The sequence below is a fragment of the Variovorax sp. MPBD4-3 genome, assembly GCF_058809745.1.
In genome coordinates this window covers 113,586-136,194 of the sequence record NZ_JBXASW010000007.1, presented here as the reverse complement: position 1 = coordinate 136,194, position 22,609 = coordinate 113,586, and the positions used below count along the sequence as shown (strand labels likewise).

Sequence of the window (22,609 nt, the reverse complement as noted above, 5' to 3'; positions counted from 1 at the left end):
GGACTCCAGCCGGACAGGGGAGGGTTCGAATTTGCGCTGCAATGCGCCGCTGACAGCAATCACCGGGACTCCGTTCGTTGTGCTGGGGTAAGACTTGGCCCGGTGGCCGAACTGACCAGGGCCTGACCGCACAATCGTAACTTAACGTATCTAAATGTCAGAGGATCGTTACTGACAGCAGTGTGGCTGCGCGGGTCGAGGTGGACGCTTCTGTGAATTTGTTCACGAATTGCCGACGTCAGGGTGCCACAGGCTGCCCCATGCGCCGACCAGCGCGATGAGCCCGCCTGCCATGACCACGGTGACAGCCGCCCCGAGCTCGCCGAACAGCAGCGCGCCGAGCCCCGCGCCGGCCATCATGGCCGCGGCCGTCAGCGCGAGGCGCAGGCGGATGATGCTGGCGAGTTCGGCGCCTTCGAGCCGTGTCTGCAGGAAGGTCATCATGGGAATGAAGAACATCGGCCCGCCCAGGCCCGACACGAAGGCCGCGGCCATCATCGACGGCAGCCATGCGGCCTGCGGCAGCAGCCAGAACGGCAGTGGCACCAGCGCCAGCGCACCGCCGAGGACGACGTAGCCGTTGAACATGAAGCGGCCCAGCCGCGCCGGCCGGTGGGCAGCCACCCAGAAGTTCGACAGGAAGTCGCCCGCGCCATATGCGGCCACAAGGGCCGCCACCGCGCCGAGACCGCTCAGGCCAAGGCCCGACAACCCTGTCTGCGCGACCAGGAACGGAAGGCCGAGGCTCACGCCGATGGTCCAGGCTGCAAGCACCGCGGTGTTGGCCAGCAGCAGGAGGCGGATGTCCTTGTGCCGGACCATGAGCGTGGCACCCTGCATCAGGCGTCGTGAGACCGGCACCGGCGGGGCGGGCGCGGCGGGCCTCTCTCCGAGCTTGCCGAGCTTGCCCATCGCGGCCACGGCCCATGCGGAAGCGAGAAAGCTCACGGCGTTCACGGTCAGGAAGTGAAGCACCGGCAGCACCGCGGCCAGCAGGCCGGCGGCGAAGGGGCCGGTCAGCCGCGACAGCCGCGTCGTGGCGTCGAGCAACGCATTGACGCCCTGGACCCGCTCTTTCGTTCCCGCCACATGTGGAATGCTGGACAGCAGCGCCGGCTGGAACAGCGCGCTCAACGCCGCCAGCGCCATTGCCGACGCGACGAGACTCCAGAGCGTCAGCCCGTAGATGCCCGCGAGCACCACGGGCAGCACCGCGACGAGCGCCGACACCAGGTCGGTGCCGATCATCGTGGCCCTTGGCGAGAGGCGGTGCGCGAAGAGCCCGGCACCCAGGCTCACAACCAGCACCACCGCGTGCTGTGCCAGCGGCAGGAGGCTGGCGCTGGAGCCCGCAACTTCGATGGCGAGCCACAGCACGGCCATGCGGTTGAGCTCGCTGCCGAAGCCGGAGAAGGCGAGGCCGGCCCACAGGCATGCGGTGCGGCGTTCGCGCAGCAGTTCGATGAACGGGTGCATGGCGCGATTGTGCGCATTCGTCCCGCCAGCGATCTCGCCACCTGGTTGCCGCCCGCATGATGGGTACGGCCTGTATGGCGGCGGCCGTATGATCATCCGGCACCATGCGCAACTCACTCGACTTCAGTTCCTGGCAGGGCCTTCTGACAACGCTGCTGGGCCTCGTCGTGGTGTCCCTGGTGGCGGTCGGCATCCGCCTCGTCGTGATGCACGGCGTGCAGCAGCGGCGCGAGCGGCAGAACCGCCAGATCAACGAACGGCTCAAGACGCTGATCGCAGCCTACAAGGTGCTTGGCGGCTCTTTCACGGGAGACCTGTCGGTGGATCCCAGCCATCTGCGCGAACTGCGCGCGCGTGAAGGCGCGCAGCTATCGGCGCTCACGGCCTCCGATCGGCGCCGGCGCATCCGTGATGCGGTCGAGGCTGCGCTGTCGGACGTCATCCTGCTGGGCACCGAAGAACAGGTGCGCCTCGCGGCGCGGGCCGCCAACGACATGGTGGCGGGGCGGCCGGTGGAAACGGCGGAATTGGTGGTGTCGCTGCGCCTTTTCATCCGTGACGTGCTCGACCTCGATCCGATCCCGCCGCATCTCGGCATTCCCAAGCAGGGCCCGGTGCGGGCCAAGGGTGCTGGCCCGCGCGAGGGCGGAGGAGGGAAGGGCAGCGGGGGTTCAGGAAGAGGCAGTGGTGCGGAGGGCGGTGGTGGCCTTGGCGCGGGCCTGCCCGGCGAGACCGCGCACGACCCCGCCTCGTCCTAGCGCAATCGTCGTTGCGGTCAGATGCGGTGCGTGCGGCGTGCGTACAACATCGCCAGCGCCAGCCCTGTGACAGCCGCGCCGCCCCATGCAAAGGCCGGGCTGCGAAGCGCGCGTTGCAGGCGTGCGCGGCGCCCCTGCTCCTGGGCTACGCCGGTTGCGGCCTGCTCCTTGGGCGAGAGCGGGCGCGCGACGTTGGGGTTTTCTTCGCCCTCCAGCACTGCTTGCGAAATATCGAGCGGGGTCAGCGAGTCGTTGACGGTGGATGCGGTCATGGTGGCTGGCCTTTCTTTCTTCTCTCGGTGATGAAACTGGGCCCTAGGCTCGCGCAGCCCGGCGCCGCGGCCCTAAGGCGAAGCGCCGACATTGAAGTAGGCCAATGCCCCGGCCGCGTCGTGGGCGGCGCCGCGGCTTAAAATGCCGCTCCCCTCGCAGCCGGGCGTCCCGGCCGGCTGCGGGGTTTTGCATTTCCGGGGCCATGTAGAGGAACACCATGTACAAAAACCTCGCGGGCCGCGCCGTTCTGGCGTGGGCAGCCGCCTGTTTTTTATCTCCCGCCTTTTCGCAGCCGCAGCCGCAGCAGCAGGCCCCCAAGGCCCCGCTGAAGATCGGCTTCGTCTATGTCACGCCCGTCACCGACGCCGGCTGGGTGCGCCAGCATGAAGAGGGCCGCAGGGCCGTCGAGGCGGCGCTCGGCGACAAGGTCAGGACCACTTATGTCGAGAACGTGGCCGAAGGCGCCGATGCCGAGCGCGTGATCCGCGACCTCGCGCAGCAGGGCAACCGGCTCATCTTCACGCCGAGCTTCGGCTACATGGAGCCGACGCTGAAGGTGGCGAAGGACTTCCCTGACGTGAAGTTCGAGTCCATCACCGGCTACAAGGCCGCGACCAACGTGGCGACGGCCAACGCGCGCTACTACGAGGGGCGCTACCTCGCGGGCATCGCGGCCGGCCGCATGACGAAGACCAACGTGGCAGGCTACGTCGCGGGCTTTCCGATTCCCGAGGTGCTGCAGGGCATCAACGCCTTCACGCTCGGCATGCGCTCGGTGAACCCGGGTGCCAAGGTGCACGTCGTGTGGCTCAACGAGTGGTTCGATCCGCCGAAGGAGCGCGACGCGGCGATGGCGCTGTTCAACCAGAACGCCGACGTGGTGGCCTTCCACACCGGCTCCACGGCCGTGATGTCCGCGGCGCAGGAGCGCGGCAAGCTGGCCATCGCGTACCACTCCGACATGCGCAAGATCGCGCCCGACGCGCAGATCGTCGCGGTCACGCACCAGTGGGGCGGCTACTACACGCAGCGTGCGAAAGCCGTGCTCGACGGCACCTGGAAAAGCGGCAGCCTCTGGGGCGGCGTGAAGGAAGGAATGATCCGCGTGGGCGACTTCGGCACCAAGGTGCCCAAGGCCGTGCAGGACGAAGTGCTGGCGCGCCAGAACGACATCGCCGCCGGCAGGCTGCAGCCGTTCCGTGCGGTGGCGGCCGATGTGCGCGACAACGATGGCCACGTCGTGATCGCCAAGGGGGCCCAGCTGGGCGACGAGCAGATCCTGAAGATGAACTGGCTGGCGGAGGGCGTGCAGGGGCGGGTGGGGCGCTGAAACACGTCGGCCCGGTGGCGCGACCACCGGTGGCCGCCGGTGCTGGATCGCACCATCATTCCCAACGGCGCAGCACCTGGTTCAGGCCTTGGGCCTGCGATGGCGCCGGTCCTTGAATGTTCGATGGTGTCCGCGAAAAACGCGGCGCTGGTGCGGGGTGTGCCACGCCGTCCACATCGACGAACGCATCGCGCGCGACCTGATGCGGGTGAGCGCGCGCCTCGCCGAGTGCGAGCACCGGCGCGAAGCAGGCGTCGCTTCCTTCCAGCAACGCAGTCCATTCGTCGCGCGTGCGGATCAGGAAGATGCGCTCCAGCTCCGCACGCAAAGCGGGCCAGCGCGCCCGGTCGTTCTGCGCATCGCGCAGGGCGGGGTCCACGCCGAGGCGTTCGCACAGGTCCGCAAAGAACTGGGGCTCGATGGGGCCTATGCACACATGCCGCGCGTCGGCCGTCGCGTAGGTGCCGTAGTACGGTGCCCCGCCGTCCAGCGTGTTGCGGCCGCGCTGCTCGACGAAGGTTCCGCGCAGTGCGCTGCTGGCGAACAGGCTCATCAGCGAGTTCACTCCGTCGGTGATGGCCGCATCGACCACCTGCCCCCGTCCCGAGCGCTTCGTCTCGTGCAGCGCCGCCAGGATGCCCGCGATCAGGTACAGGCTGCCGCCCCCGTAGTCCCCGACCAGATTGAGCGGCGGCACCGGTGCGCCACCCGGGGCGCCGATGGCGTGCAGGGCTCCGGTCAGCGCGATGTAGTTGATGTCGTGGCCGGCCGACTGCGCCAGCGGTCCGTATTGGCCCCAGCCGGTCATGCGGCCGTAGACCAGGCGCGGGTTGCGCGCCGCGATCACGTCGGGTCCCAGGCCCAGGCGCTCCATCACCCCGGGGCGAAAGCCTTCGACCAGCACGTCCGCGCGGTCCACGAGTTGCAGCACCTGCGCGCGTGCCTCCGGGCTCTTCAGGTCGGCGAGCACCACGCTGCGGCCCCGGCCGGTGATGTCGCTGCGGTCGCCGAGCTTGCGGCCCGGCCGGTCGATGGTGACCACGTCGGCGCCCATGTCGCTCAGCAGCATGCAAGCGAAAGGACCGGGTCCGAGCCCTGCGAACTCGACCACCTTCAAGCCTTCGAGAGGCCCGCTCATGACGCACCCCTCAGCCGCCATTGGAGCAGCGAGAACGCCGGTTGCGCTTGCGCGTGATGCTCGTACACACCCTCGACTTCGGCGCCCATGGCCACTGTCTGCATCGGGTCGCCCAGCAGGTTGCCGACCATTCGCACATGGCCGGCGTCGGGCAGCTCGACGAGCACCACCAGGTAGGCACCCCGCCCTTTCAGGGCCGCATGCGCCGGGTGCCATACACGCTCCCAGCTGAAGATGCGCCCGCGCGGCGCCACCTCTTCCCAGGCCGGGTCGAATGCGTGGCAGCGGTGGCACAGCCACTCGGGGCCGAATTGCCAGGTGCCGCATGCGGCGCAATGCTGCACGCGCAACCGGCCCTCGCGAAGGCCCGACCAGTAGGGCGCCGAGAGGCCGTCGGGCTCCGGCACCGGAACCGGCAAGCCGGGCGGCAGGTAGTGCGTGGTCGTCGTGTCGTTCACTGCACGTTCTCCGATGCCAGCAGCAGGTCGCTCACGGGCGTGACCATCGGCCCGCCGACCACCAGCGCCACGTCGCTGCGCCGGGCCTGGCTGGTGGAGGTGCCGCGCACCTGGCGCACGGCCTCCAGCACCAGCTCGAAGCCGTGCATGTAGCACTCCGCCAGGTTGCCGCCGCTGGTGTTCAGCGGCAGCCGGCCCGCGGGCGCGAGCAGGTTGTCGAGCGTGAGGAATTCGTTCGCCTCGTCGGGGCGGAAGAATCCGTGTTCCGCCAGCGCCATCGCCACGCCGCCGGTGAAGTTCTCGTAGCTTTGCACCACGCCGACATCGGCGGGCGTGATGCCGGCCATGGCGTACAGCTCGGGTGCCACCGTGGTGAAGCTCGCGCTCGCGTAGTCCGGCGCATTGTGGGGAATGGCGCCTGCGCGGTAGCCCGAGCCGGTCGCCGCGCCGAGCAGGTAGGCAGGCTTGCACGCGAAGTCTTTTGCGCGCTCGGCGGCCACCAGCACGATGGCCGCGGCGCCGTCGTTTTCCATGCAGCAGTCGTACAGGTGGAAGGGCTCGCAGATCCAGCGGGAGGCGTCGTAAGTGGCTGCGTCCAGCTGCTTGCCGTGCATCACGGCACGTGGGTTCGCTTGCGCATGATGGTAGGAGGCCATGGCGATGGCGCGCATCGCTTCCTGCCGCACACCGTGCTCGTGCATGAAGCGTTGCACGCGCATGGCGAAGCGTTGCGGCGGCGAGAGCACGCCGTAGGGCATCAGGTAGGCCTTCTCGCCGGAGATGGTGTCCACGCCCTGCACCTGGCCGAAGCGGCCGTTCTGCCCTTGTGCCAGCGCGCGGAACACCACCACGCAATCGGCCAGCCCGGCGGCAATGGCTGCCGCGCCGTTGGCCACGGCCGCGCAGCACCCGCCGCCGCCGCCGCCCCATTGCATGGTCGCGCTGCGCAGGCGGTGTGTGCCCAGCGCTGCCGCCAGGCGCGATGCGTCGCTGCGGTCGTCGCTGTACGAGGCGAAGCCGTCAATGTCCCTCGGGTCGATGCCCGCGTCCGCGCAGGCCGCGATGATCGCCTTCAGCGCGAGCTTGAACTCGGCGTCGGGCGACTGCCCGTGCTTGTAGTAGGGCGTCTCGCCGATGCCGACGATGGCGACACGGCCGCGCAGCGACCTTGGCGTCATGCTGGCGCGCCAGCGGTCTCGTGCCGCACGGCTGGTGGACCGAAGGCGCCGGCCTGGGCCAGCCCTGCCAGCCGGACATCGTCGTAGCCGAGCGCCTCGCGCAGCACTTCATGCGTGTGCTGCCCGACGGTGGGAGCGGCCACCGGGTCGGCGATGGGCGTGCGGCCAAAGCGAATGGGCAGCGCCATGTTGGGCACCCAGCCGACGCCCGGGTGCGGAATGCGCGTGACCAGCCGCCGCTCGCGCGCTTCCGGAGAGCGAATCGCCTCGCCCACCGAGCGCACCTCTCCGCACGGCACGCCGGCCGCGCGCATGCGCGCCTGCCAGTGCGACCACGGCTGCAGCGCAAAGGCTTCGCCCAGGAGCGCAAAAAGTTCTTCGCGCCGCGCGGAGCGCTCGCGTCCGTTGGCGAAGCGCGGGTCGTCGGCCACGTCGGGCCGCTCGATCACTTGTGTCATCAGCCGCTGGAAGATCTTGTTGTTGCCGCAGTTGATGTAGAACGAACGGTCTTGCGCTTCGAACACGCCCGAAGGGCAGGTGTCGGGGCTGGTGTTGCCATGGCGCTGGGGCTCGGCGCCGCTGAACACATGCTGCAGCGTGGCGTAGCCCGTCATCAGCACGGCGTTGTCGAACAGCGCCACTTCCATCGACTGGCCGCGTCCGGTGCGCTCGCGCGCCACCAGTGCGCCGAGTATGGCGTTGGACGCCATCATCGCGGTGCTGATGTCCATCACCGGTGACAACGCGCGCACGCCCTGCCGGTCGGCATAGCCGTTCATCGACACGAAGCCGCTCTCGGCCTGGGCAATGGGGTCGAAGCCCAGGCGGTCGGCAAATGCACCTTCGCGTCCATAGGCCGAGACCGAGCAATAGACCACCTCCGGGTTGGTCCTGCGGATGCTTTCGTAGTCCAGGCCGAAGCGCTCCATCACACCGGTGGAGAAATTCTCGACCACCACGTCGGCCGTGGCCACCAGCGCGCGCGCCACTTCCAGCCCTTCGGGTGTCTTCAGGTCGAGCGCCACGCTGCGCTTGTTGCGGTTCGACCAGAGAAAGGGCGCGCCCTGGGCGAGCTCGGGGTGTACCGGCGGGTATTGGCGAAAGTCGTCGCCCCGCCCGGGGGCCTCGATCTTCAACACGTCCGCGCCCATGTCGGCCAGCATCATGGTGGCGAACGGGCCCGCGATGAAGTGCGTGAAGTCGACCACCTTGATGCCTTCGAGCGCCTGCGGCGCGCCCGCGGGGCGGGGCGTGTGTTCGGGGAAATCGGTTTCGAGGTTTTCAAGCATGAAGGTGGTTCTCACATCTGTATGTTGGCTTTGCGCACGACCGGGCCCCACTGCGCCATTTCGTCGCGGATGAGCTTCTCGAGTTCCTGCGGCGTGCTGCTGCGCGCCTCGACGTTGCGCTCGGAGAACATCTTTCGCACTTCGGGTCGCGCGACAGCGGTGCTTACCGCGGCCTGCAGCCTGGCGATGACGTCCTGGGGGGTGTCCTTGGGCGCGAGCACGCCGAACCATGCCGAGCTCCTGAAGCCTGGCAGGTCGTCCGCGATGGCCGGCAGGCCCGGCACCGTTTCGGTGGGCTTGAGCGTGCCCACCGCGAGGTAGCGCACCTTGCCCGAATTGACGAGCGTGGCGCCGTCCAGGCCGGTGACGAAGGCGGCCTGCAGCTGGCCGCCGGCAAAGGCCGTCATCATCGGCGCGCCGCCGTTGTACGGAATGTGCTGCAGCTTCAAGCCCGCGGCCTCGTTGAAGTATTCGGCCGTGAGGTGCGACAGCGAACCGTTGCCGACCGAGCCGATGTTCAAGGACGTGCCGTTCTTCTTCGCGTACGCAAGGAACTCCTTCATCGTCCTGGCGGGGCTGTCGGCGGGCACGGCCAGGATCATCGGCGTGATGGCCACGGTGGAGACGGGCCGCAGGTCTTTCAGCTCGTCGTACGGCACCTTGCGCATCAGCCCGACCACGGCGTTGGGGCCGGTGTTGCCGAACACCAGCGTGTAGCCGTCGGCCGGGGCCTTCGCGACGTAGTCCACCCCGATGGTGCCCCCCGCCCCGGGTTTGTTCTCGACGATGACGGTCTGGCCCAGCGTCTCGCTCATCGATTGCTGGATGGCGCGCGCGAGCTGGTCGGTGCTGCCGCCGGCGGCATACGGCACGATCATGCGAATCGGCTTGCTCGGGTAGTTGCCTTGGGCGAACGCGGGCGACACGCCGGCCGCGAGCCACATGCACGCGGTGCACAGCAGGGTGCGTCGGGGGAGGAATGCGGGTTTCATGGTGAGGTCTCCTTGTTTTCGTGAATGCGTGGGCCGGTTCGGGTCAGATCGATTCAGTTGCCGAGCACGGTCGACCAGTAGCTGCGGGCGCGGTCCATGTGCTGCAGGATGAGCAGCTGCGCCTTGGCCGAATCTCTTGCGCGGATGTGTTCGAACAGCCGGCGGTGGTCGCGCAGCGAGGCCTTGCCTTGTGCCGTGTCCTCGAACATGGCCTGGCGGCGCTCGCCCGTGAACCGGTAGAAGGCATGCAGCACACGCACCAGCACCGAGTTGTGCGTGGCGTCGACCAGCGCGATATGGAATTCGGTGTCGGCGGCGGCGATGTTTCCGTGTTGCAACAGCACTTCTTCGGTACGCCGCAGCACGGCTTCCATGCACTCCAGGTCGGCGTCGGTGCGGCGCTGGCATGCGAGGCCGGCGGCCAGCACTTCCAGGTGACCGCGCACTTCCATCGTCTCCGCCACCTCCACCGGCGTGGGCGTGCCGCCCATGTCGGTGAGCATCACCAGCGCCTCGAAGCTGGCTTCGCGCTCCACGTGCCGCAGATAGATGCCCGAGTTGGGCCGCGACTCGACGATGCGCAGCGTGACCAGCGTGGCGAGCGCCTCGCGCACGGCGTTGCGGCCCACGCCCAGGCGCTCGGCCAGGTCGCGCTCCGAGGGCAGCCGGTCGCCGGGTTGCAGGCGGCGGTCGCGCAGGTACGCCAGGATGCCGGCAATGGCGCCCTGGCCGGCGTGGCTGCCGGCAGGTTCCTGCGCATCGGCGGAGTGGGCGAGCTTGGTGGCCATGGTGTGCCTGCCGCTCAAAGGTCGAGCACCAGCGTCTTCGAGCGCGCGCCGGAGCAGCAGATCATGATGCTGTCGTTGGCCTGCTTTTCCTCGGCGCTCAGGAAGTCGTCGCGGTGGTCGGGCTCGCCCGCGATCACCTTGGTGCGGCAGGTGCCGCACACGCCGGCGGTGCAGGCGTACGGAACGTCGACGGCGTGGTCGAGCAGCGTGTCGAGAATGGTCTTGCCCGGCGCCACGGCAAGGCGCTGGCCGCTGCGCTCCAGCACCACGTCGTAGCCGCCTTCGGTGGCGGCCTCGCTGGCGGCGGCGAAGCGCTCGAAGTGCACCGTGGCCGCGGGCCGCGAACCACACGCTGCGAGGAAGGCGTCGATCATGCGCGCCGGGCCGCAGCAGTACAGGTGCGTGCCCTGTGGCGCCTCGCGCACGATGGCGGCGATGTCGAGCCGGTCGGTGCGCGAAGAGCCGAAGCAGAAATCGACCTCGCGCCCGTCGCCCGCCATGGCGCGCAGTGCGTCGGCGTAGGCGGTCTCGCGCGGCGAGCGGCTCGCGTAGTGCAGGCGCCACGGCCGGCCGAGCTCGCGCAGCCGGCGCAGCATCGACATGATCGGGGTGATGCCGATGCCGCCCGCGATGAACACGGAATGCGCCGCGTCTTCCACCAGGGCGAAGTCGTTGCTCGGCGGCGTGGCGCGCAGGCGGTCGCCCACGCGCGGCGTGGCGTGCATCCACGCAGAGCCGCCCTGGCCTTCGGCGTCGCGCTGCACCGCCACCACGTAGCGGCCACCGTCGGAGGGTGCGTTGACCAGCGAATAGCTGCGCACCATGCCGTGCGGCAGGTGCAGGTCGATGTGCGCGCCGGCGGTGAAGGCGGGCAGCGCGCAGTCGTTGGCCGAAACGAACTCGTACGACGCGATGCCCTCCGCCTCCAGCCGGATCTGGCGCAGGCGCAGGTCGATGGGAGCGGGCATGTTCATGGCGTGTAGCCGAAGTCGGCGCCCAGCCGCGCGGTCATTGCCTCGCGCCCCGAATCGTTCCACGACTCGCTGGCAGGCAGTGTGAGAGACACCGCGCGCACCATCGGCAGGTCGGGGTCTTCGATGCGCGGCGGGCGCTGCTGGCGCACCGAGAGGTTGCGCACGGTTTCCAGCAGCAGCCGGCGCGTCATGGCGATGCCGGTGTCGCTCATGCCCAGGTGCTCCTTCGATCGGTCGTAGATCGGCGCGACGCCCGACTGGCAGGCCGCGTCCTGCACCCACAACCCGGGCAGGCCGGAGAACCACGTCTTGGTCTGGGCGTCGTAGTTGAAGAGGAACGCGCTCTGCAGGTTGAATTTGGTCCAGTACTTCGCGTAGGGCTCGGTGGGCGGGCGCGGCGCATAGGCGTTGACGCTCGGGTGGCCGGTCTCCCGGCCCGCGTGGCCGTTGTCGAAGATCTTGCGGGTCTTTTCGTAGAACGGCTGCGTCGGGTGGTACGAGAACATGATGCACAGCGTGTGGTGATCGTCCAGCGGCACCCAGGCGTGGCCGCTGAGCTCGGGATACTGCGACTGCGGCGGTACCAGCGTGTAGAAGGGCAGAAGGAACTGGTTCACGCGCCAGTAGTGCGTGCGCTCGTCGAGCACGCGCTTCGAAGCCACGCTCATGCCGAAGTCCTGCCGCTTGCATTCGAAGGTGGGACGCAGGTCTTTCTTGGCGGTCCAGTCGCTGATGGCGCCCTGCTGGTCGATGCGCCCGTGCAGGATGGGGGCGTGCGCCGAGTCGATCTCGCCTTCCACGGCCTGCAGCCAGTTGCACTCCTGCACGCGGAAGCTCACGTACACGTTCTCCTCAGGCACCAGGTTCCACTCCAGGTTGGGCAGCGGCGGCAGGTTGTCGCGGTCGGGTCCCATGTAGGTCCAGGCGATGCCGTTGCGCTCGCGGCAGGGGTAGTTCTTGATCTGGACCGTGTCCTTCAACCGGCTCTGCGCGGGCTCGGCCGGGGTGTCGAGCACATGGCCGTCCACGCCAAACTTCCAGCCGTGGTAGATGCAGCGCACGCCGCAGTCTTCGTTGCGCCCGAAGACCAGCGGCGCGCCGCGGTGCGGGCAGGCATGGTCGATCAGGCCGACGCGGCCTTCGCTGTCGCGAAACGCCAGCAGCTCTTCGCCCAGCAGGCGCACACGCTGGGGCTGCCCGTCGGCCTGGAGATCGCGGCTGGGCAGGAAGGGAATCCAGTAGAGGCGCATCAGTTGCCCCATCGGGGTGCCGGCGCCGACGCGGACCAGGGTTTCGTTGTCTTCGTGGGAGAGCATGGAAGCAGATTCCTTATGGAGCAGGTGCGGGGCGGACACGGGCCCTGGTTCTGGTGTGTCCACTTTGGAGAACCAAATTGGTAGAACCAATGCTATCTTTCGGCAGCTGGGCCTGTAAAGCTGGAAGATCAATAACCTTTAAAATGGATCAACCATAGGAGTTTTTATCGATGGACCCTGAGACAAGGAATGCGCACGACGACGCCAATGCCGCGCAGGCCGCCGCCCTCGACGCCGTGCTTGACGCCCGCTACAGCTGCCGCGGCTATCTCGCGGAGCCTGTGCCGCGCGAGGTGATCGACGCCATCCTGCGGGCCGCGCAGCGCACTGCCTCGTGGTGCAACTCGCAGCCATGGCAGATCGCGGTGACCAGCGCGGCCGCCACCGAGCGCTTGCGCCTGGCCATGGCCACCCCGGAGGCATCGGCCGACCCGTCCTTCGACATCGCGCCCCCCGCCGAATACCGCGGCGTGTACCGCGACCGGCGGCGGGAATGCGGCTTCCAGCTGTATGAAAGCGTGGGCATCGCGCATGGCGACCGCGAGGCCTCGGCACGGCAGGCTGCGTTGAACTTCGGCTTCTTCGGTGCGCCGCACATGGCGCTGGTCACCACCGAGGCGGTGCTGGGCACCTACGGCGTGCTCGACTGCGGCGCATACGTGAGCAACTTCATGCTGGCAGCCCGCGCGCGGGGCGTCGCGAGCATTGCGCAGGCGGCCATCGCTTCGCGCGCGAAGTTCCTGCACCGCTGGTTCGACGTTCCGGAAGATCGCCAGGTGGTCTGCGGAATTTCTTTCGGCTACGAAGACGCGGCGCACCCCGCGAACCAGTTCCGCACCTCGCGCGCCACCCTCGGCGAAGCGAGCCGCTGGATCGACTGAGCGAGGCGGCGGCCCGGTGGCCCGGGCTCTGGAGTGACGCTCAGAGCTTGATGCGACCGGAAGCCACCAGCTTCTTGGTCAGCTCCAGCTGCTCGGCGAGAAAGGCCGAGAGCTTGGCCGGGCCCCACCCTGCGGGCTCGAAGCCCAGTTCGAGCAGCTTGGGTGCCACGTCAGGCAATTTGACGATGCGCGCCATCTCGGTCGAGAGCTTGTCGATGATCGCCTTCGGTGTGCCGGCCGGTGCAAACAGCGCACCGAAACCCGGCATCACGACCTCGGGGTATCCGGCCTCCGCGAAGGTCGGCACGTCGGGATACAGCGGAAACCGGCTCGGGCTTGCGACTGCCAGCGCACGGATTTTTCCGGGGTAGCGGGAAACGCCCCCCAGCGACACGACTGCCGTGTCGATCTGGCCGCCGATGAGGTCCTGCAGCGCGGGTGCTTCACCCTTGTAGGGCACATGCACCGTCTCGATGCCCGCCGTCATGTTGAGCAACTCGCCGACGAAGTTGCCGCCCGATCCGGGCCCGTACGAGCCGTAGGAAATCTTGCCGGGCTTGCTCCTGGCGAGGTCCACCAGTTGCTTCAGCGTCTTGATGTTCAGCGATTCGCGTACGCCGATGGCAATCGGCGTGAGCGCCAGCATGCTGATGGGCGCGAGCTCCGACATTTTGTAGGTCTGGGTGGGTTGTAGCACCAGGTTGCTGATCAGCGCGCTGTAGTTGACCAGCAGCGTGTAGCCGTCGGGTGTCGCCCGCGCCACGGTGGCGGCCGCAATGGCACCGCTCGCGCCGGCCCTCGATTCGACGATGCTCGGCTGGCCCCAGGCCTCGGTGAGCTTCTGTCCGATGACCCGCATCATGGTGTCGTGCCCCCCGCCGGCCGCCGTCGGGATGATGAACTTGATGACGTTGTTCGGATAGGCCGGGTCGGCCCAGGCGAAGGAGGGCAGGGAGGCGGCCCCCGCGATGGCGAGGCCGGTGGCGAGGGTATGGCGGCGCGCTGGGTTCATCGGATGTCTCCTGGTTCGTCTTTGATTTGCATTGGTTGAACCATAATTAGTTCTGCGACAATGGTCAATCCGCACCTGCCCGGGCAGGCACACTGTCGGCTCCGAGCCCAGCGCTTCCATCGTTCGTGACCTAGAGGAGGAAAAAGCCATGTCGGAAACCACCCCCGTTTTTGCGCCCGTGCGCATGCGCCGCGCATTCGAAGCCATCTGCGACCAGATCCGCCAGCAGCTGGCGGACGGCCAGCTCGCCGCGGGTGACAGGTTGCCCAGCGAAAAGGAACTGTCGGAGCAGTTCGGCGTGAGCCGCAGCGGCGTGCGCGAGGCATTGCGAAGCCTCGAGATGGCCGGCATGGTGGAGGCGCTGACCGGCATCAACGGCGGCTTCTACATCAAGCAATCGCATCCCGACGGCATCACGCAGGCGGTGCGCGACATGGTGGCCCTCAACCAGGTTCCGGTGTCCGACGTGACCGAGGCGCGCATCCTGCTGTGCGACCTGGCGATCAAGCTGGCCTGCGAGCGCGCCACCGACGAAGACTTCGCGGCCATCGAGGCCGACATCGACCGCTTCGCGGAGCTGGTCAGGCAAGGCAAGCCGGTGCGCGACAGCGCGCTGATCACCGAGTTCTACCGGCTCATCGGCCGCGCGACGCACAACGAGGTGATCGTGATGCTGATCGACGCGCTGTCGGAGATATTGCGCGGGCTCATCGCGCAGTTGCAGGCGCCGCACAGCAACGTGGTGCAGGTGCGCCGCAAGGTGCTGCGCCTCATGCGCGATCGCGATGCGGCCAAGGCCAGCGCGGCGTTAGCCAAGCACCTGACTGCGCTGCACCTCCTGCTGGAAGACATGGAGCGCAAGAAGGCGCAGCGCTGAGCCGCGTCAGCGGGGCAGGCCGAGCCCGCGTTGGGCGATCAAGGTTCGCTGGATCTCGTTGGTGCCGATGCTGATCACCCACATCAGCGAATGGCGCAGGTTCTGCTCGATGCGGCCCTGGAGCAGGGCGCCGGGACTGCCTTCCGACAAGGTGCCTTCCATGCCGAGAATGTCGAGCGCCACCTCGCCGAAGCGCTCCATCAGTTCACCCGAGTACACCTTGCTGGCGGCCGCGTCGTGCAACGGTGTTTCGCCTGCGTCCACGCGCTCGGCGCAGTGCATCATCATCTGGCGCCCCACCTCGATCTGCGCCGCCAGTTTGCCGATCTGTTCCCGTACCAGCGGATCCAACCGCATCGCACGCCCATCCAGCTGCGCGCCGCGGATGTAGTCACACAGCAGCTCGAAGGCGTGCGCAACCTTCATCACGATGCCCCCGCCGATGAAGCCGCGCTCCGTGGCCAGAGCACCTACCAGCACCTTCCAGCCGCCGTTCAGCTCGCCGACCATCGCATCGGCGGGGACGCGCACGTTGTCGTAGAACACGTTGGCGAAACTGCCGCCGTACATGGTCGTCGAGGTCTTGACGGTGATGCCGGGCGTGTCCATCGGCACGATGAACAGGCTCAGCCCGGCGTGCGGGGGGCTGGCGTCGGGGTTGGTGCGGGTGGCCAGCAGCATGTATTCGCCCCAGTAGGTGGTGGTCCAGATCTTCTGGCCATTGATGACGTAGTGGTCGCCGTCGCGCACGGCGCGGGTTCGCATGGAGGCCAGGTCGGAGCCTGAATCGGGTTCGCTGTATCCCATGCCGTAGATGGCCTCGCCGCGCAGGATCTGCGGGAGGTAGCGCTCCTGCTGCGCCGGCGTGCCGTGCACCTGCAGCATGGCCGCCTGCACGGGGGCGCCGGCACGCGGCGCTTCGGCGCGCTCCATTTCCTCGACGAACGCGAGCTGTTCGAACGCACCCCGCGCTTGGCCGCCGAAGCGCTCGGGCCAGCCCAGTCCGATCCAGCCGGTCTTCCCCAGGTCGCGCGCGAAGTCGCGGTCGTACTCTCGCTGCTTGAATCCCAGGCGGTCGTGCGCTGCCTTGCGTTCACCCGACCAGTGCACCTTCAGCCATGCGCGCACCTCTTCGCGGAAGGCGTTGCCCTGGGCCCCGAGGTCGTATTCGGGCAGCGCGTGGGGCACCTCGCCCAGGAAGTAGTCGGCAAGTTCCTCCCTGGCACGGCGCATGCCGCCGTGGCGCAGCACGTCGAGATGGACCTGCTTGAAATGCCGCGGCGCTTCGTGCTCTTCGCTGTAGCCGATGGCTCCGAAAGTGTGCTGGGTCTCGAGCGCCACTTGGCGCAGGGTGTCGCCGGCGACCGCGCAGGCGGCGTGCGCGAAGACGCGCCAGTTGCCGGTGCCCAGATCGTGCTGCCGCGCGGCATTGGCCAGCGTGAGCTGCGCGCCCATCAGCGCGATCTGGTTGTTCGCGAGCTTGTGCTGGATGGCCTGGAAGCTCCCGATCGGGCGGCCGAACTGCTTGCGCTCGCCGGCGTACGCGACCGCCATCTCGAAGGCACGCGCGGCGGCGCCCTCGGCGCGCGCGCACAGCGCCAGGCGGCTCATGAGCTGGAGGTCGTCCAGCGCCTGGGCCGATACGGCGAGCAGCGTGGCCGGCACGTCGCGCAGCGTGACGCGGCACATGCCGCTGGCGCCCATGGCCGGCGTGGCGTCGATTCGCACGCCAGGGGCGCCGGCGTCGACCAGCGCGAGGCCCGCGGCGGCCGCCGTGCCCGAGACAGCGACTGCGAAATGGGTGGCGCTGTCCGCCGCCTCCAGGAAAGAAAGCTCGCCGGTCACGCTGCTGCCGGCCAGGGTGGCGCTGCCCGCGCTGCGGTCGCCGTCGAAGGCGCCGAGTGCCAGTACCACGCGCGCCTGCCCGGTGCGCGCCGCTTCGAGCAGCGCGTGCTCGTCGCCAGCCGCGGTGCGCAGGGCGGCCAGATGGAGCAGTGCGATGTGATGCAGCGGCACCGGGCAGGCGGCGCGGCCCATCTCCTCCATCGTGATCACGATCTCCCGCAGGCCGCCCTCGCTGCGATCGCTGCCGAGCGCGGTCAGGCCCTGGTCGGCGAGCTGGCGCCACGCCTCTTTCACGCGGCCGGGGTCCCTCGCCCATTCCACGGCGTTGGCGCAGGGCCAGTGCCTGGACAGGAAGCCTCGCACCGAATCGCGCAGCATGGCGCGTTCTTCGTCACTGGGCATGTCGTGCTGCATCGTCGGATTCTCCTGAAAGTCATCAATGGTACAACCATTGTGAATTTACAGGGCGGGGGAGTAGACGCTCGGCGGTGCGAGTCCGCGCATTTATCATTGGCTCAAAGGTCCAACTTTTTATGGGTTCTCCGGGAGAAACAACATGAACGCCAAAGAATCGCAAACCACGCAGCCGCAGGCCGCAGCGCCGGTGTCGGCCGCGAGGTTCCAGGTCATCCGCTCGGCGCGAGCCTTCGAGGAAATAGCCCAGCAGATACGCACAGAGCTGGCGCAGGGGCGGCTCAAGGTCGGCACGCGGCTGCCGTCGGAGCGCGCGCTGTCCGAGCAGTTCGGCGTGTCGCGCAACACCCTGCGCGAAGCGCTTCGCTCGCTGGAGCACGCCGGGCTCATCCGGCTGCAGAAGGGGGCTACCGGCGGCGCCTTCATCAGCGGGCGCAGTGGCGACGCGATCGCCACGGGCCTGATGGACATGTATCACATGGGGGCCATCCAGCCCGAGCAACTGACCGAGGCGCGCATCTGGCTCGAGTCGATCCTGGTGCGCGAGGCCTGCGCGCGCGCCACGCCGGCCGACATCGAGGCGCTGAGCAGCAACATCGACGCGGCCGAGGAGGCCACGCGCAATGACGACTTTCCCGCGCGCGCCGCCACCAACCTCGAGTTCCACCGCATCCTGGCGCGAATGACGGGCAACCCGATCATGGTGATCGTGATGAACGGCGTGCTCAACGTGCTGGCGGAGTTCATCGGCCAGGTCGGCCACTACGAGAACGCCTACGTGCTGCCGTCTCGCCGCCGTTTCCTGAAGCACCTCGCCGCACGGGATTCGGACGCCGCGGTGGCGGAGATGGAATCCATCCTCAAGCGACTGCAGCGCAGCTACTTGTCGAAGATCGAGGGCGGCGATGCGCAGGAGGCCGAGGCAGCTCCGGCCGCCGCGAAGACGCGCGCCAAGCCGGCCGCCAAATCCCCCGCCAAGCCGGCATCCAAGCCCGCAGCCAAGCCAGCCGCGAAGACGCCGCGCTAGCTGTTCCAGCAGCCCGTCGCCAACCGCTCGCCGAAATGCGAGCGGTTTTTTTTTGTCCGACCCGAGGCCAATCCCGCTTGACAGCGCGCAGTCGAATTTCTAGCATTTAGCAATGGTTCAACCAAAAATAGATCCTATGACGCAAGACAACGACAAGCCTTCGATGGGAGAGTTGCTCGCCGTGTTGCTGGCGCGTGATTTCGAGGACGGCGAAAAAGTCATCATCGGAACCAACTCCGATATCCAGCTGGCCGCCTGCAACCTCGCGCGAAAAATGCAGGCGCCGCGGCTGTGGTGGATATCGGGCCCCGGCGGCATGGTCAACCCGGTGCGCAACCACCTGCTGTCTACCGCCGACTCGGAGAACATCGAGTCTTCCGAGGCCTGGATGGACCTTCCGAACATGATCGACTTCATCGACTGGAAGATCCACTTCTTCGACTTCGCGATCCTGTCGGCGCTGCAGGTCGACCGTTTCGGCAACATCAACACGGTGGTGGTCGGCGACCAGGCAAAGCCGAAAGTGCGCGGCCCCGGCACGGTCGGCATCAGCGCACTGTGCGGGCTGGCCAAGCGCTTCTACGTGGCGCTCACGCGCCATGACAGGAGCGCCTTCGTGCCCCGCGTGGACTTTCTCTGCGGCCCCGGTCACATGGAAGGCGGCAACTCCCGCGAAGAGGCCGGCCTGCCCGCAGGCGGCCCGAAGCTGGTGGTGTCGCCGCTGGGCGTGTTCGACTTCGAGCCGGTTTCCAAGGCCATGCGCGTGCGCTCGGTGCATCCGGGCGTGACGCTCGAGCAGATCCATGCCGCCACAGGTTTCGAGATGCGGGTCGACGGCTCGCCGCCCGTCACCGCGATGCCATCCGCAGAAGAGCTCCATCTCCTGCGCACCCACGTCGACACCCGCGGCACCCTTCGCCGCAAATTTCCCTGACAAGGCGCCTCATGAGCAACAAGAGCAAACTGATTTCGCTGGACGAGGCCGTGGCGGTCGTCAAGGACGGGGACCGGGTGGGACTGGGCGGCTGGATCTTCAATGCACAGCCGATGGCGCTGGTGCGTGCACTCATCCGCAAGGGCGTGCGCAACCTCGACCTGGTCCCCGCGCCCGGCTCCATCGCCCCCGACATGCTGATTGGCGCCGGTTGCGCGCGCAGCACCGCCTGCGTGTTCATCAGCTTCGAGCAGTTCGGCCTGGCCCCGCACTTTCGCCGCCAGGCCGAGGCCGGCACGCTGAAGGTGTACGAACTCGACGGCCCTGGCATTGCCGGCGGCCTGCGCGCCGGCATCTGCGACATGCCGTGGACCGCCATTCCGGACCTGGGCACCGACCTGCCGCGCCACACGCCCGAGCACTATTGGCCCCTGCCGTCGAAGCCCGGCGAGCGCAGGATGCTGGCCGCCGCCGCCATCAAGCCGGACGTGTGCCTGCTGCATGCCCAGCAGGCCGACGAATACGGCAACGTGCAGTACCTGGCGACGCCGTTCTTCGACGCCATGCTCGCGCAGGCTTCGCGCCACGTGATCGTCTCGGTCGACCGCATCGTGTCGAGCGACACCATCCGCCGTTCGAACCACCTGACCAAGCTGCCGAGCGTGATGGTCGATGCCGTCGTGGAGGCGCCCTACGGCGCGCACCCCACGTCGTCGCCCTCGCTGTACCGCGCGGACGAGCGCCACCTGAAGGAGTACGTGAAGGCCAGCGTGAGCGACGAGGCCTTCGCCGCGTACCTGAAGCGATACGCCCGCGATGCGGGCACCCACGGTGACTACCTCGATACGCTCGGCGCGTCCCGCCTCGCGGGGCTTGCCGTGTCCGAGTCGAACCTCGCCTGAAAGCCACCCGATGAGCAACACCCCAGCCGCCAAGCCCGGCATCCTGGACGGCGTGCGCGTCCTCGACTTCACCGCGATGATGTCCGGCCCGTACTGCACGCGGCTCATGGCCGACCTCGGTGCCGAGGTCATCAAGGTCGAGCCGCCCGAGGGCGACTACATCCGCCTGCGCGCCCCGCGCCGGGAAGGCCGAAGCACCTACTTCGCGCAACTCAACGCCGGCAAGAAGAGCCTGGCGCTCGACCTCAAGAAGCCCGAAGCCATCACGCTGATCCGCGAGATGGTGTCGAAATGCGACGTGGTCGTCGAGAACTACCGTCCCGGCGTCATGAAGCGGCTCGGGCTCGACTACGCGTCGCTCTCCGCGCTGAACCCGAAGCTGGTGTACTGCTCGATCTCGGGTTTTGGCCAGGAAGGCGACTGGGCTGGCCGAAGCGCCTACGCGCCGGTGCTGCATGCGGCCAGCGGCTACGACATGGCCAACCTCGACTACCAGGAAGGCGATGTGGAGCGGCCGCTGAAGAACGGCATCTTCGTGGCCGACGTGCTGGGCGGCTCGCTGGCGTTCGGGGCAGTGCAGAGCGCGCTGTTTCGCGCCGCGCGCACGGGCGAGGGCGACCACGTCGATTTGTCGCTGATGGATGCGATGCTCGGCATGCTGGTGTACGAATGCCAGGAGGCGCAGTTTCCGGCCGAGCGGCGCCGGCCGCTCTACCGCCCCACGAAGGCCAGGGACGGTTTCCTGCTGATCGCGCCGGTGAGCCAGAACAACTTCGAGGCGCTCGCGCGCGGCACCGGGCACCCGGAGTGGATCACCGATCCGCGCTTCGCCATCAGCCAGGACCGCGAGCACCACTGGGGCGAGCTGATGCAATTGCTGGACGACTGGGCCGGCCCGCAAAGCGCGGCCGAATGCGAGGCGGCCATGAACGCGGCCGGCGTGCCGTGTTCGCGCTACTTCACCGTGCGCGAGGCGATGCAACTGCCGCCGCTGCAGGAGCGCCAGGCGTTCCAGACCATCGACGACGGCTCGGGGCCTTTCCAGGTTCCGAACCCCGCCTTTCGCTTTGCCCGGACCGCCGCGCATGCGCGCAACAGCGTGCCGGCGCTGGGCGGCGACGGCCCCGCGTTGCTCGGCAGCCTGCTGGGCCTGAGCGACGAGCGCGTCGCCGCATTGCGGGAAAGCCGCACGCTGCACGTGCATCGGTGACAGAGGGCTTTTTTCGTGAACAAGAACAGGAGACAAGCATGCCGACGATCGAATGGAAGCGTCTTTTCAGACCAAGGGTGAACGCAAAGGCGAAGGCCAGGCTGCTGTGGACCGCGCTGCTGGCCGCGGGCGCGATGGCATTGCCGCAGGCCGGCATCGCGCAAGCGTCGAGCTTTCCCAACAAGCCGATCACCATCATCGTGCCGTACCCGCCGGGCGGCACCACCGACGTGCTGGCGCGGGTGCTGCAGGAGCCGATGCAGCGCTTCCTCAAGCAGCCGGTGATCATCGAGAACAAGGCGGGTGCCTCCGCGGTGCTGGGCACCAAGTTCGTGGCGAAGTCGCCACCCAATGGCTACACACTGCTGTTCCCCAACAACGGCCTCGTGATCTCGCCGCAGGTGTCGAAGGACGCCGACTATGCGCCGCTGAAAGACTTCGCGCCCATCTCGCTGGTCTCGCTGCAGCCGATGATCCTGGTGGTGAACCCGGCGGTGCCCGCCAAGTCGGTGCAGGAGCTCATCGACTACGCCAAGGCCAACCCCGGAAAGCTCGACTTCGCAACCGCCGGGCCGGCCTCGTTCGGCCACCTGGCGACCGAACTGTTCAGCCGCCGGGCCGGCATCCGGATGACGCACATTCCCTACAAGGGGCAGGCGCCGACCACGCAGGCGATCCTCACCGGCGAGTCGAAGGTGCTGCTGAGCACAAGCTCGTCGCAGATGAACGCGTTCATCAAGGACGGCAAGGTGCGGCTGCTCGGTGTTTCTTCACTGCAGCCGTCGCCATTGGCGCCGGGCGCGCCGCCCATTGCGAACACGCTGGCCGGCTTCAATCCCGAAGTGTGGTTTGGGCTGTTCGCACCCGCCGGTACGCCGCGCGATGTGGTGGCCAAGCTCAACGAGGCCATCGTCAAGTCGCTGGCATTGCCTGAAGTCAAGGAGAAGTTCGAAACCGCCGGCGCCTTTGCCACCGGAAGCACGCCCGAGCAGCTCGGCGCGCGCATCGCCGAGGAATACGGCACCTGGACGACGGTGATACGCGAGGCGGACATCAAGTCCGAATAGGCACCTCGCTTCTTGCAACGGCAAGCAAAAGGGCCGCGACAATCGCGGCCCTTTCGTCGTCCGCGCCCGCTCAGGCAGGCTTGAACATCGGGATCGCGAAGCCGCCTTCGGCCGGCTTGAAGCTGACCTCGACCCGGTCACCGATGCGCAGCGCATCGAGGTCGCAGTCGACGATGTTGGTGAGCATGGTCAGGCCCTCGTCCAGCGTCACGTAGGCGAGCGCATAGGGAATGGGCCCCGCCCGCCGCGTCACGCTCAAGCTGTAGATCGTGCCCTTGCCCGACGCGTCCACCCATTCGGTGTCGCCCAGGCAGTACGGGCACAACGCGCGCGGATACCAGTGCAGCTTCGCACAGGCGGTGCAGCGCTTGATGCGCAGCACGCCTTCCTTCGCGGCACTCCAGTAGGCCTCGGTGGCCGCATCGACAATCGGCGCGCCCAACGGGCGCTCTTGGTACATCGTGGTCATT

The 22,609-nt window shown here is 68.0% G+C and carries 22 protein-coding genes; 9 read left to right on the top strand and 13 right to left on the bottom strand.

Annotated features, from left to right (window positions below):
- Positions 1–222 precede the first annotated feature (222 nt).
- Positions 223–1,476, bottom strand: coding sequence for an MFS transporter (locus AC1RVW_RS06520; protein WP_493198777.1), 1,254 nt, complete (start codon positions 1,474–1,476; stop codon positions 223–225).
- A gap of 104 nt (positions 1,477–1,580) precedes the next feature.
- On the opposite strand from AC1RVW_RS06520, the gene AC1RVW_RS06515 reads away from it, so the two are divergent.
- On the top strand, positions 1,581–2,234 hold the full coding sequence (locus AC1RVW_RS06515; RefSeq protein ID WP_493198775.1) for a hypothetical protein: 654 nt from the start codon (positions 1,581–1,583) through the stop codon (positions 2,232–2,234).
- A 17-nt stretch (positions 2,235–2,251) separates the two neighbouring features.
- Here the strand turns inward: AC1RVW_RS06515 and AC1RVW_RS06510 are convergent, their stop codons facing one another.
- Positions 2,252–2,506, bottom strand: coding sequence for a hypothetical protein (locus AC1RVW_RS06510; RefSeq protein WP_285411163.1), 255 nt, complete (start codon positions 2,504–2,506; stop codon positions 2,252–2,254).
- Positions 2,507–2,724: 218 nt separating this feature from the next.
- On the opposite strand from AC1RVW_RS06510, the gene AC1RVW_RS06505 reads away from it, so the two are divergent.
- Positions 2,725–3,837 carry a BMP family ABC transporter substrate-binding protein gene (locus AC1RVW_RS06505; protein ID WP_285411164.1) on the top strand — a complete coding sequence of 371 codons (1,113 nt, stop codon included), beginning with the start codon at positions 2,725–2,727 and terminating at the stop codon, positions 3,835–3,837.
- Positions 3,838–3,892: 55 nt separating this feature from the next.
- Here the strand turns inward: AC1RVW_RS06505 and AC1RVW_RS06500 are convergent, their stop codons facing one another.
- From AC1RVW_RS06500 to AC1RVW_RS06465, 8 genes are read right to left on the bottom strand one after another with little or no spacing between them, the layout of a single operon-like run.
- On the bottom strand, positions 3,893–4,975 hold the full coding sequence (locus AC1RVW_RS06500; protein WP_493198772.1) for a CaiB/BaiF CoA transferase family protein: 1,083 nt from the start codon (positions 4,973–4,975) through the stop codon (positions 3,893–3,895).
- Positions 4,972–5,433 (bottom strand): Zn-ribbon domain-containing OB-fold protein, encoded by a 462-nt coding sequence (locus tag AC1RVW_RS06495; protein WP_493198771.1) that lies wholly within the window; start codon positions 5,431–5,433, stop codon positions 4,972–4,974. Before AC1RVW_RS06495 ends, AC1RVW_RS06500 begins: the two co-directional genes overlap by 4 nt.
- The gene (locus AC1RVW_RS06490) at positions 5,430–6,611 is read right to left on the bottom strand and encodes a thiolase C-terminal domain-containing protein (protein WP_493198769.1); all 1,182 of its coding nucleotides are present in this window, start codon (positions 6,609–6,611) and stop codon (positions 5,430–5,432) included. Before AC1RVW_RS06490 ends, AC1RVW_RS06495 begins: the two co-directional genes overlap by 4 nt.
- Positions 6,608–7,900, bottom strand: coding sequence for a CaiB/BaiF CoA transferase family protein (locus AC1RVW_RS06485; RefSeq protein ID WP_409196692.1), 1,293 nt, complete (start codon positions 7,898–7,900; stop codon positions 6,608–6,610). The genes AC1RVW_RS06490 and AC1RVW_RS06485 overlap by 4 nt, the downstream gene beginning before the upstream one ends.
- A gap of 11 nt (positions 7,901–7,911) precedes the next feature.
- Positions 7,912–8,892 (bottom strand): Bug family tripartite tricarboxylate transporter substrate binding protein, encoded by a 981-nt coding sequence (locus tag AC1RVW_RS06480; RefSeq protein ID WP_081268899.1) that lies wholly within the window; start codon positions 8,890–8,892, stop codon positions 7,912–7,914.
- A gap of 53 nt (positions 8,893–8,945) precedes the next feature.
- The gene (locus AC1RVW_RS06475; protein WP_493198766.1) at positions 8,946–9,680 is read right to left on the bottom strand and encodes a FadR/GntR family transcriptional regulator; all 735 of its coding nucleotides are present in this window, start codon (positions 9,678–9,680) and stop codon (positions 8,946–8,948) included.
- Positions 9,681–9,694: 14 nt separating this feature from the next.
- Positions 9,695–10,654, bottom strand: a complete 960-nt coding sequence (locus tag AC1RVW_RS06470; RefSeq protein WP_493198764.1) for a PDR/VanB family oxidoreductase — start codon at positions 10,652–10,654, stop codon at positions 9,695–9,697.
- Positions 10,651–11,970 (bottom strand): Rieske 2Fe-2S domain-containing protein, encoded by a 1,320-nt coding sequence (locus tag AC1RVW_RS06465; RefSeq protein WP_081268896.1) that lies wholly within the window; start codon positions 11,968–11,970, stop codon positions 10,651–10,653. The genes AC1RVW_RS06470 and AC1RVW_RS06465 overlap by 4 nt, the downstream gene beginning before the upstream one ends.
- Before the next feature lie 170 nt (positions 11,971–12,140).
- On the opposite strand from AC1RVW_RS06465, the gene AC1RVW_RS06460 reads away from it, so the two are divergent.
- Positions 12,141–12,851 carry a nitroreductase gene (locus tag AC1RVW_RS06460; protein ID WP_493198761.1) on the top strand — a complete coding sequence of 237 codons (711 nt, stop codon included), beginning with the start codon at positions 12,141–12,143 and terminating at the stop codon, positions 12,849–12,851.
- Positions 12,852–12,891: 40 nt separating this feature from the next.
- Here AC1RVW_RS06460 and AC1RVW_RS06455 read toward each other — a convergent pair whose 3' ends face one another.
- On the bottom strand, positions 12,892–13,863 hold the full coding sequence (locus AC1RVW_RS06455; RefSeq protein ID WP_172839873.1) for a Bug family tripartite tricarboxylate transporter substrate binding protein: 972 nt from the start codon (positions 13,861–13,863) through the stop codon (positions 12,892–12,894).
- 148 nt (positions 13,864–14,011) lie between these two features.
- Here AC1RVW_RS06455 and AC1RVW_RS06450 point away from each other — a divergent pair, with 148 nt between their 5' ends.
- The gene (locus AC1RVW_RS06450) at positions 14,012–14,740 is read left to right on the top strand and encodes a FadR/GntR family transcriptional regulator (RefSeq protein WP_106938179.1); all 729 of its coding nucleotides are present in this window, start codon (positions 14,012–14,014) and stop codon (positions 14,738–14,740) included.
- 6 nt (positions 14,741–14,746) lie between these two features.
- Here AC1RVW_RS06450 and AC1RVW_RS06445 read toward each other — a convergent pair whose 3' ends face one another.
- Positions 14,747–16,999: an acyl-CoA dehydrogenase family protein gene (locus AC1RVW_RS06445; RefSeq protein WP_493198759.1), complete on the bottom strand. Its 2,253-nt coding sequence runs from the start codon at positions 16,997–16,999 to the stop codon at positions 14,747–14,749.
- A 142-nt stretch (positions 17,000–17,141) separates the two neighbouring features.
- Between AC1RVW_RS06445 and AC1RVW_RS06440 the strand changes: the two genes are divergently transcribed.
- The 5 genes from AC1RVW_RS06440 (at position 17,142) to AC1RVW_RS06420 (ending at position 22,139) form a co-directional block, all read left to right on the top strand.
- Positions 17,142–18,026: a FadR/GntR family transcriptional regulator gene (locus tag AC1RVW_RS06440; protein ID WP_285411172.1), complete on the top strand. Its 885-nt coding sequence runs from the start codon at positions 17,142–17,144 to the stop codon at positions 18,024–18,026.
- 136 nt (positions 18,027–18,162) lie between these two features.
- On the top strand, positions 18,163–18,960 hold the full coding sequence (locus AC1RVW_RS06435; RefSeq protein WP_493198757.1) for a CoA-transferase subunit beta: 798 nt from the start codon (positions 18,163–18,165) through the stop codon (positions 18,958–18,960).
- Between the two features lie 11 nt (positions 18,961–18,971).
- Entirely contained in the window at positions 18,972–19,862 is an 891-nt protein-coding gene (locus AC1RVW_RS06430; protein ID WP_493198755.1) for a CoA transferase subunit A, read from the top strand.
- A 10-nt stretch (positions 19,863–19,872) separates the two neighbouring features.
- Positions 19,873–21,072 carry a CaiB/BaiF CoA transferase family protein gene (locus AC1RVW_RS06425; RefSeq protein ID WP_493198753.1) on the top strand — a complete coding sequence of 400 codons (1,200 nt, stop codon included), beginning with the start codon at positions 19,873–19,875 and terminating at the stop codon, positions 21,070–21,072.
- A 38-nt stretch (positions 21,073–21,110) separates the two neighbouring features.
- Positions 21,111–22,139 carry a Bug family tripartite tricarboxylate transporter substrate binding protein gene (locus AC1RVW_RS06420; RefSeq protein WP_081268889.1) on the top strand — a complete coding sequence of 343 codons (1,029 nt, stop codon included), beginning with the start codon at positions 21,111–21,113 and terminating at the stop codon, positions 22,137–22,139.
- A gap of 70 nt (positions 22,140–22,209) precedes the next feature.
- On the opposite strand, the gene AC1RVW_RS06415 is transcribed toward AC1RVW_RS06420, so the two are convergent.
- Positions 22,210–22,608: a Zn-ribbon domain-containing OB-fold protein gene (locus AC1RVW_RS06415; RefSeq protein ID WP_493198751.1), complete on the bottom strand. Its 399-nt coding sequence runs from the start codon at positions 22,606–22,608 to the stop codon at positions 22,210–22,212.
- Position 22,609 lies beyond the last annotated feature (1 nt).

Bases quoted from the DNA above. Each gene is read 5' to 3' on its own strand.
- AC1RVW_RS06440 (WP_285411172.1), top strand. From the start codon at position 17,142: ATGAACGCCAAAGAATCGCAAACCACGCAGCCGCAGGCCGCAGCGCCG.
- AC1RVW_RS06515 (WP_493198775.1), top strand. From the start codon at position 1,581: ATGCGCAACTCACTCGACTTCAGTTCCTGGCAGGGCCTTCTGACAACG.
- AC1RVW_RS06460 (WP_493198761.1), top strand. From the start codon at position 12,141: ATGGACCCTGAGACAAGGAATGCGCACGACGACGCCAATGCCGCGCAG.
- AC1RVW_RS06470 (WP_493198764.1), bottom strand. From the start codon at position 10,654: ATGAACATGCCCGCTCCCATCGACCTGCGCCTGCGCCAGATCCGGCTG.
- AC1RVW_RS06490 (WP_493198769.1), bottom strand. From the start codon at position 6,611: ATGACGCCAAGGTCGCTGCGCGGCCGTGTCGCCATCGTCGGCATCGGC.
- AC1RVW_RS06475 (WP_493198766.1), bottom strand. From the start codon at position 9,680: ATGGCCACCAAGCTCGCCCACTCCGCCGATGCGCAGGAACCTGCCGGC.
- AC1RVW_RS06420 (WP_081268889.1), top strand. From the start codon at position 21,111: ATGCCGACGATCGAATGGAAGCGTCTTTTCAGACCAAGGGTGAACGCA.
- AC1RVW_RS06425 (WP_493198753.1), top strand. From the start codon at position 19,873: ATGAGCAACACCCCAGCCGCCAAGCCCGGCATCCTGGACGGCGTGCGC.
- AC1RVW_RS06510 (WP_285411163.1), bottom strand. From the start codon at position 2,506: ATGACCGCATCCACCGTCAACGACTCGCTGACCCCGCTCGATATTTCG.
- AC1RVW_RS06485 (WP_409196692.1), bottom strand. From the start codon at position 7,900: ATGCTTGAAAACCTCGAAACCGATTTCCCCGAACACACGCCCCGCCCC.
- AC1RVW_RS06430 (WP_493198755.1), top strand. From the start codon at position 18,972: ATGAGCAACAAGAGCAAACTGATTTCGCTGGACGAGGCCGTGGCGGTC.
- AC1RVW_RS06480 (WP_081268899.1), bottom strand. From the start codon at position 8,892: ATGAAACCCGCATTCCTCCCCCGACGCACCCTGCTGTGCACCGCGTGC.
- AC1RVW_RS06500 (WP_493198772.1), bottom strand. From the start codon at position 4,975: ATGAGCGGGCCTCTCGAAGGCTTGAAGGTGGTCGAGTTCGCAGGGCTC.
- AC1RVW_RS06435 (WP_493198757.1), top strand. From the start codon at position 18,163: ATGACGCAAGACAACGACAAGCCTTCGATGGGAGAGTTGCTCGCCGTG.
- AC1RVW_RS06505 (WP_285411164.1), top strand. From the start codon at position 2,725: ATGTACAAAAACCTCGCGGGCCGCGCCGTTCTGGCGTGGGCAGCCGCC.
- AC1RVW_RS06455 (WP_172839873.1), bottom strand. From the start codon at position 13,863: ATGAACCCAGCGCGCCGCCATACCCTCGCCACCGGCCTCGCCATCGCG.
- AC1RVW_RS06445 (WP_493198759.1), bottom strand. From the start codon at position 16,999: ATGCAGCACGACATGCCCAGTGACGAAGAACGCGCCATGCTGCGCGAT.
- AC1RVW_RS06450 (WP_106938179.1), top strand. From the start codon at position 14,012: ATGTCGGAAACCACCCCCGTTTTTGCGCCCGTGCGCATGCGCCGCGCA.
- AC1RVW_RS06465 (WP_081268896.1), bottom strand. From the start codon at position 11,970: ATGCTCTCCCACGAAGACAACGAAACCCTGGTCCGCGTCGGCGCCGGC.
- AC1RVW_RS06520 (WP_493198777.1), bottom strand. From the start codon at position 1,476: ATGCACCCGTTCATCGAACTGCTGCGCGAACGCCGCACCGCATGCCTG.
- AC1RVW_RS06415 (WP_493198751.1), bottom strand. From the start codon at position 22,608: ATGACCACGATGTACCAAGAGCGCCCGTTGGGCGCGCCGATTGTCGAT.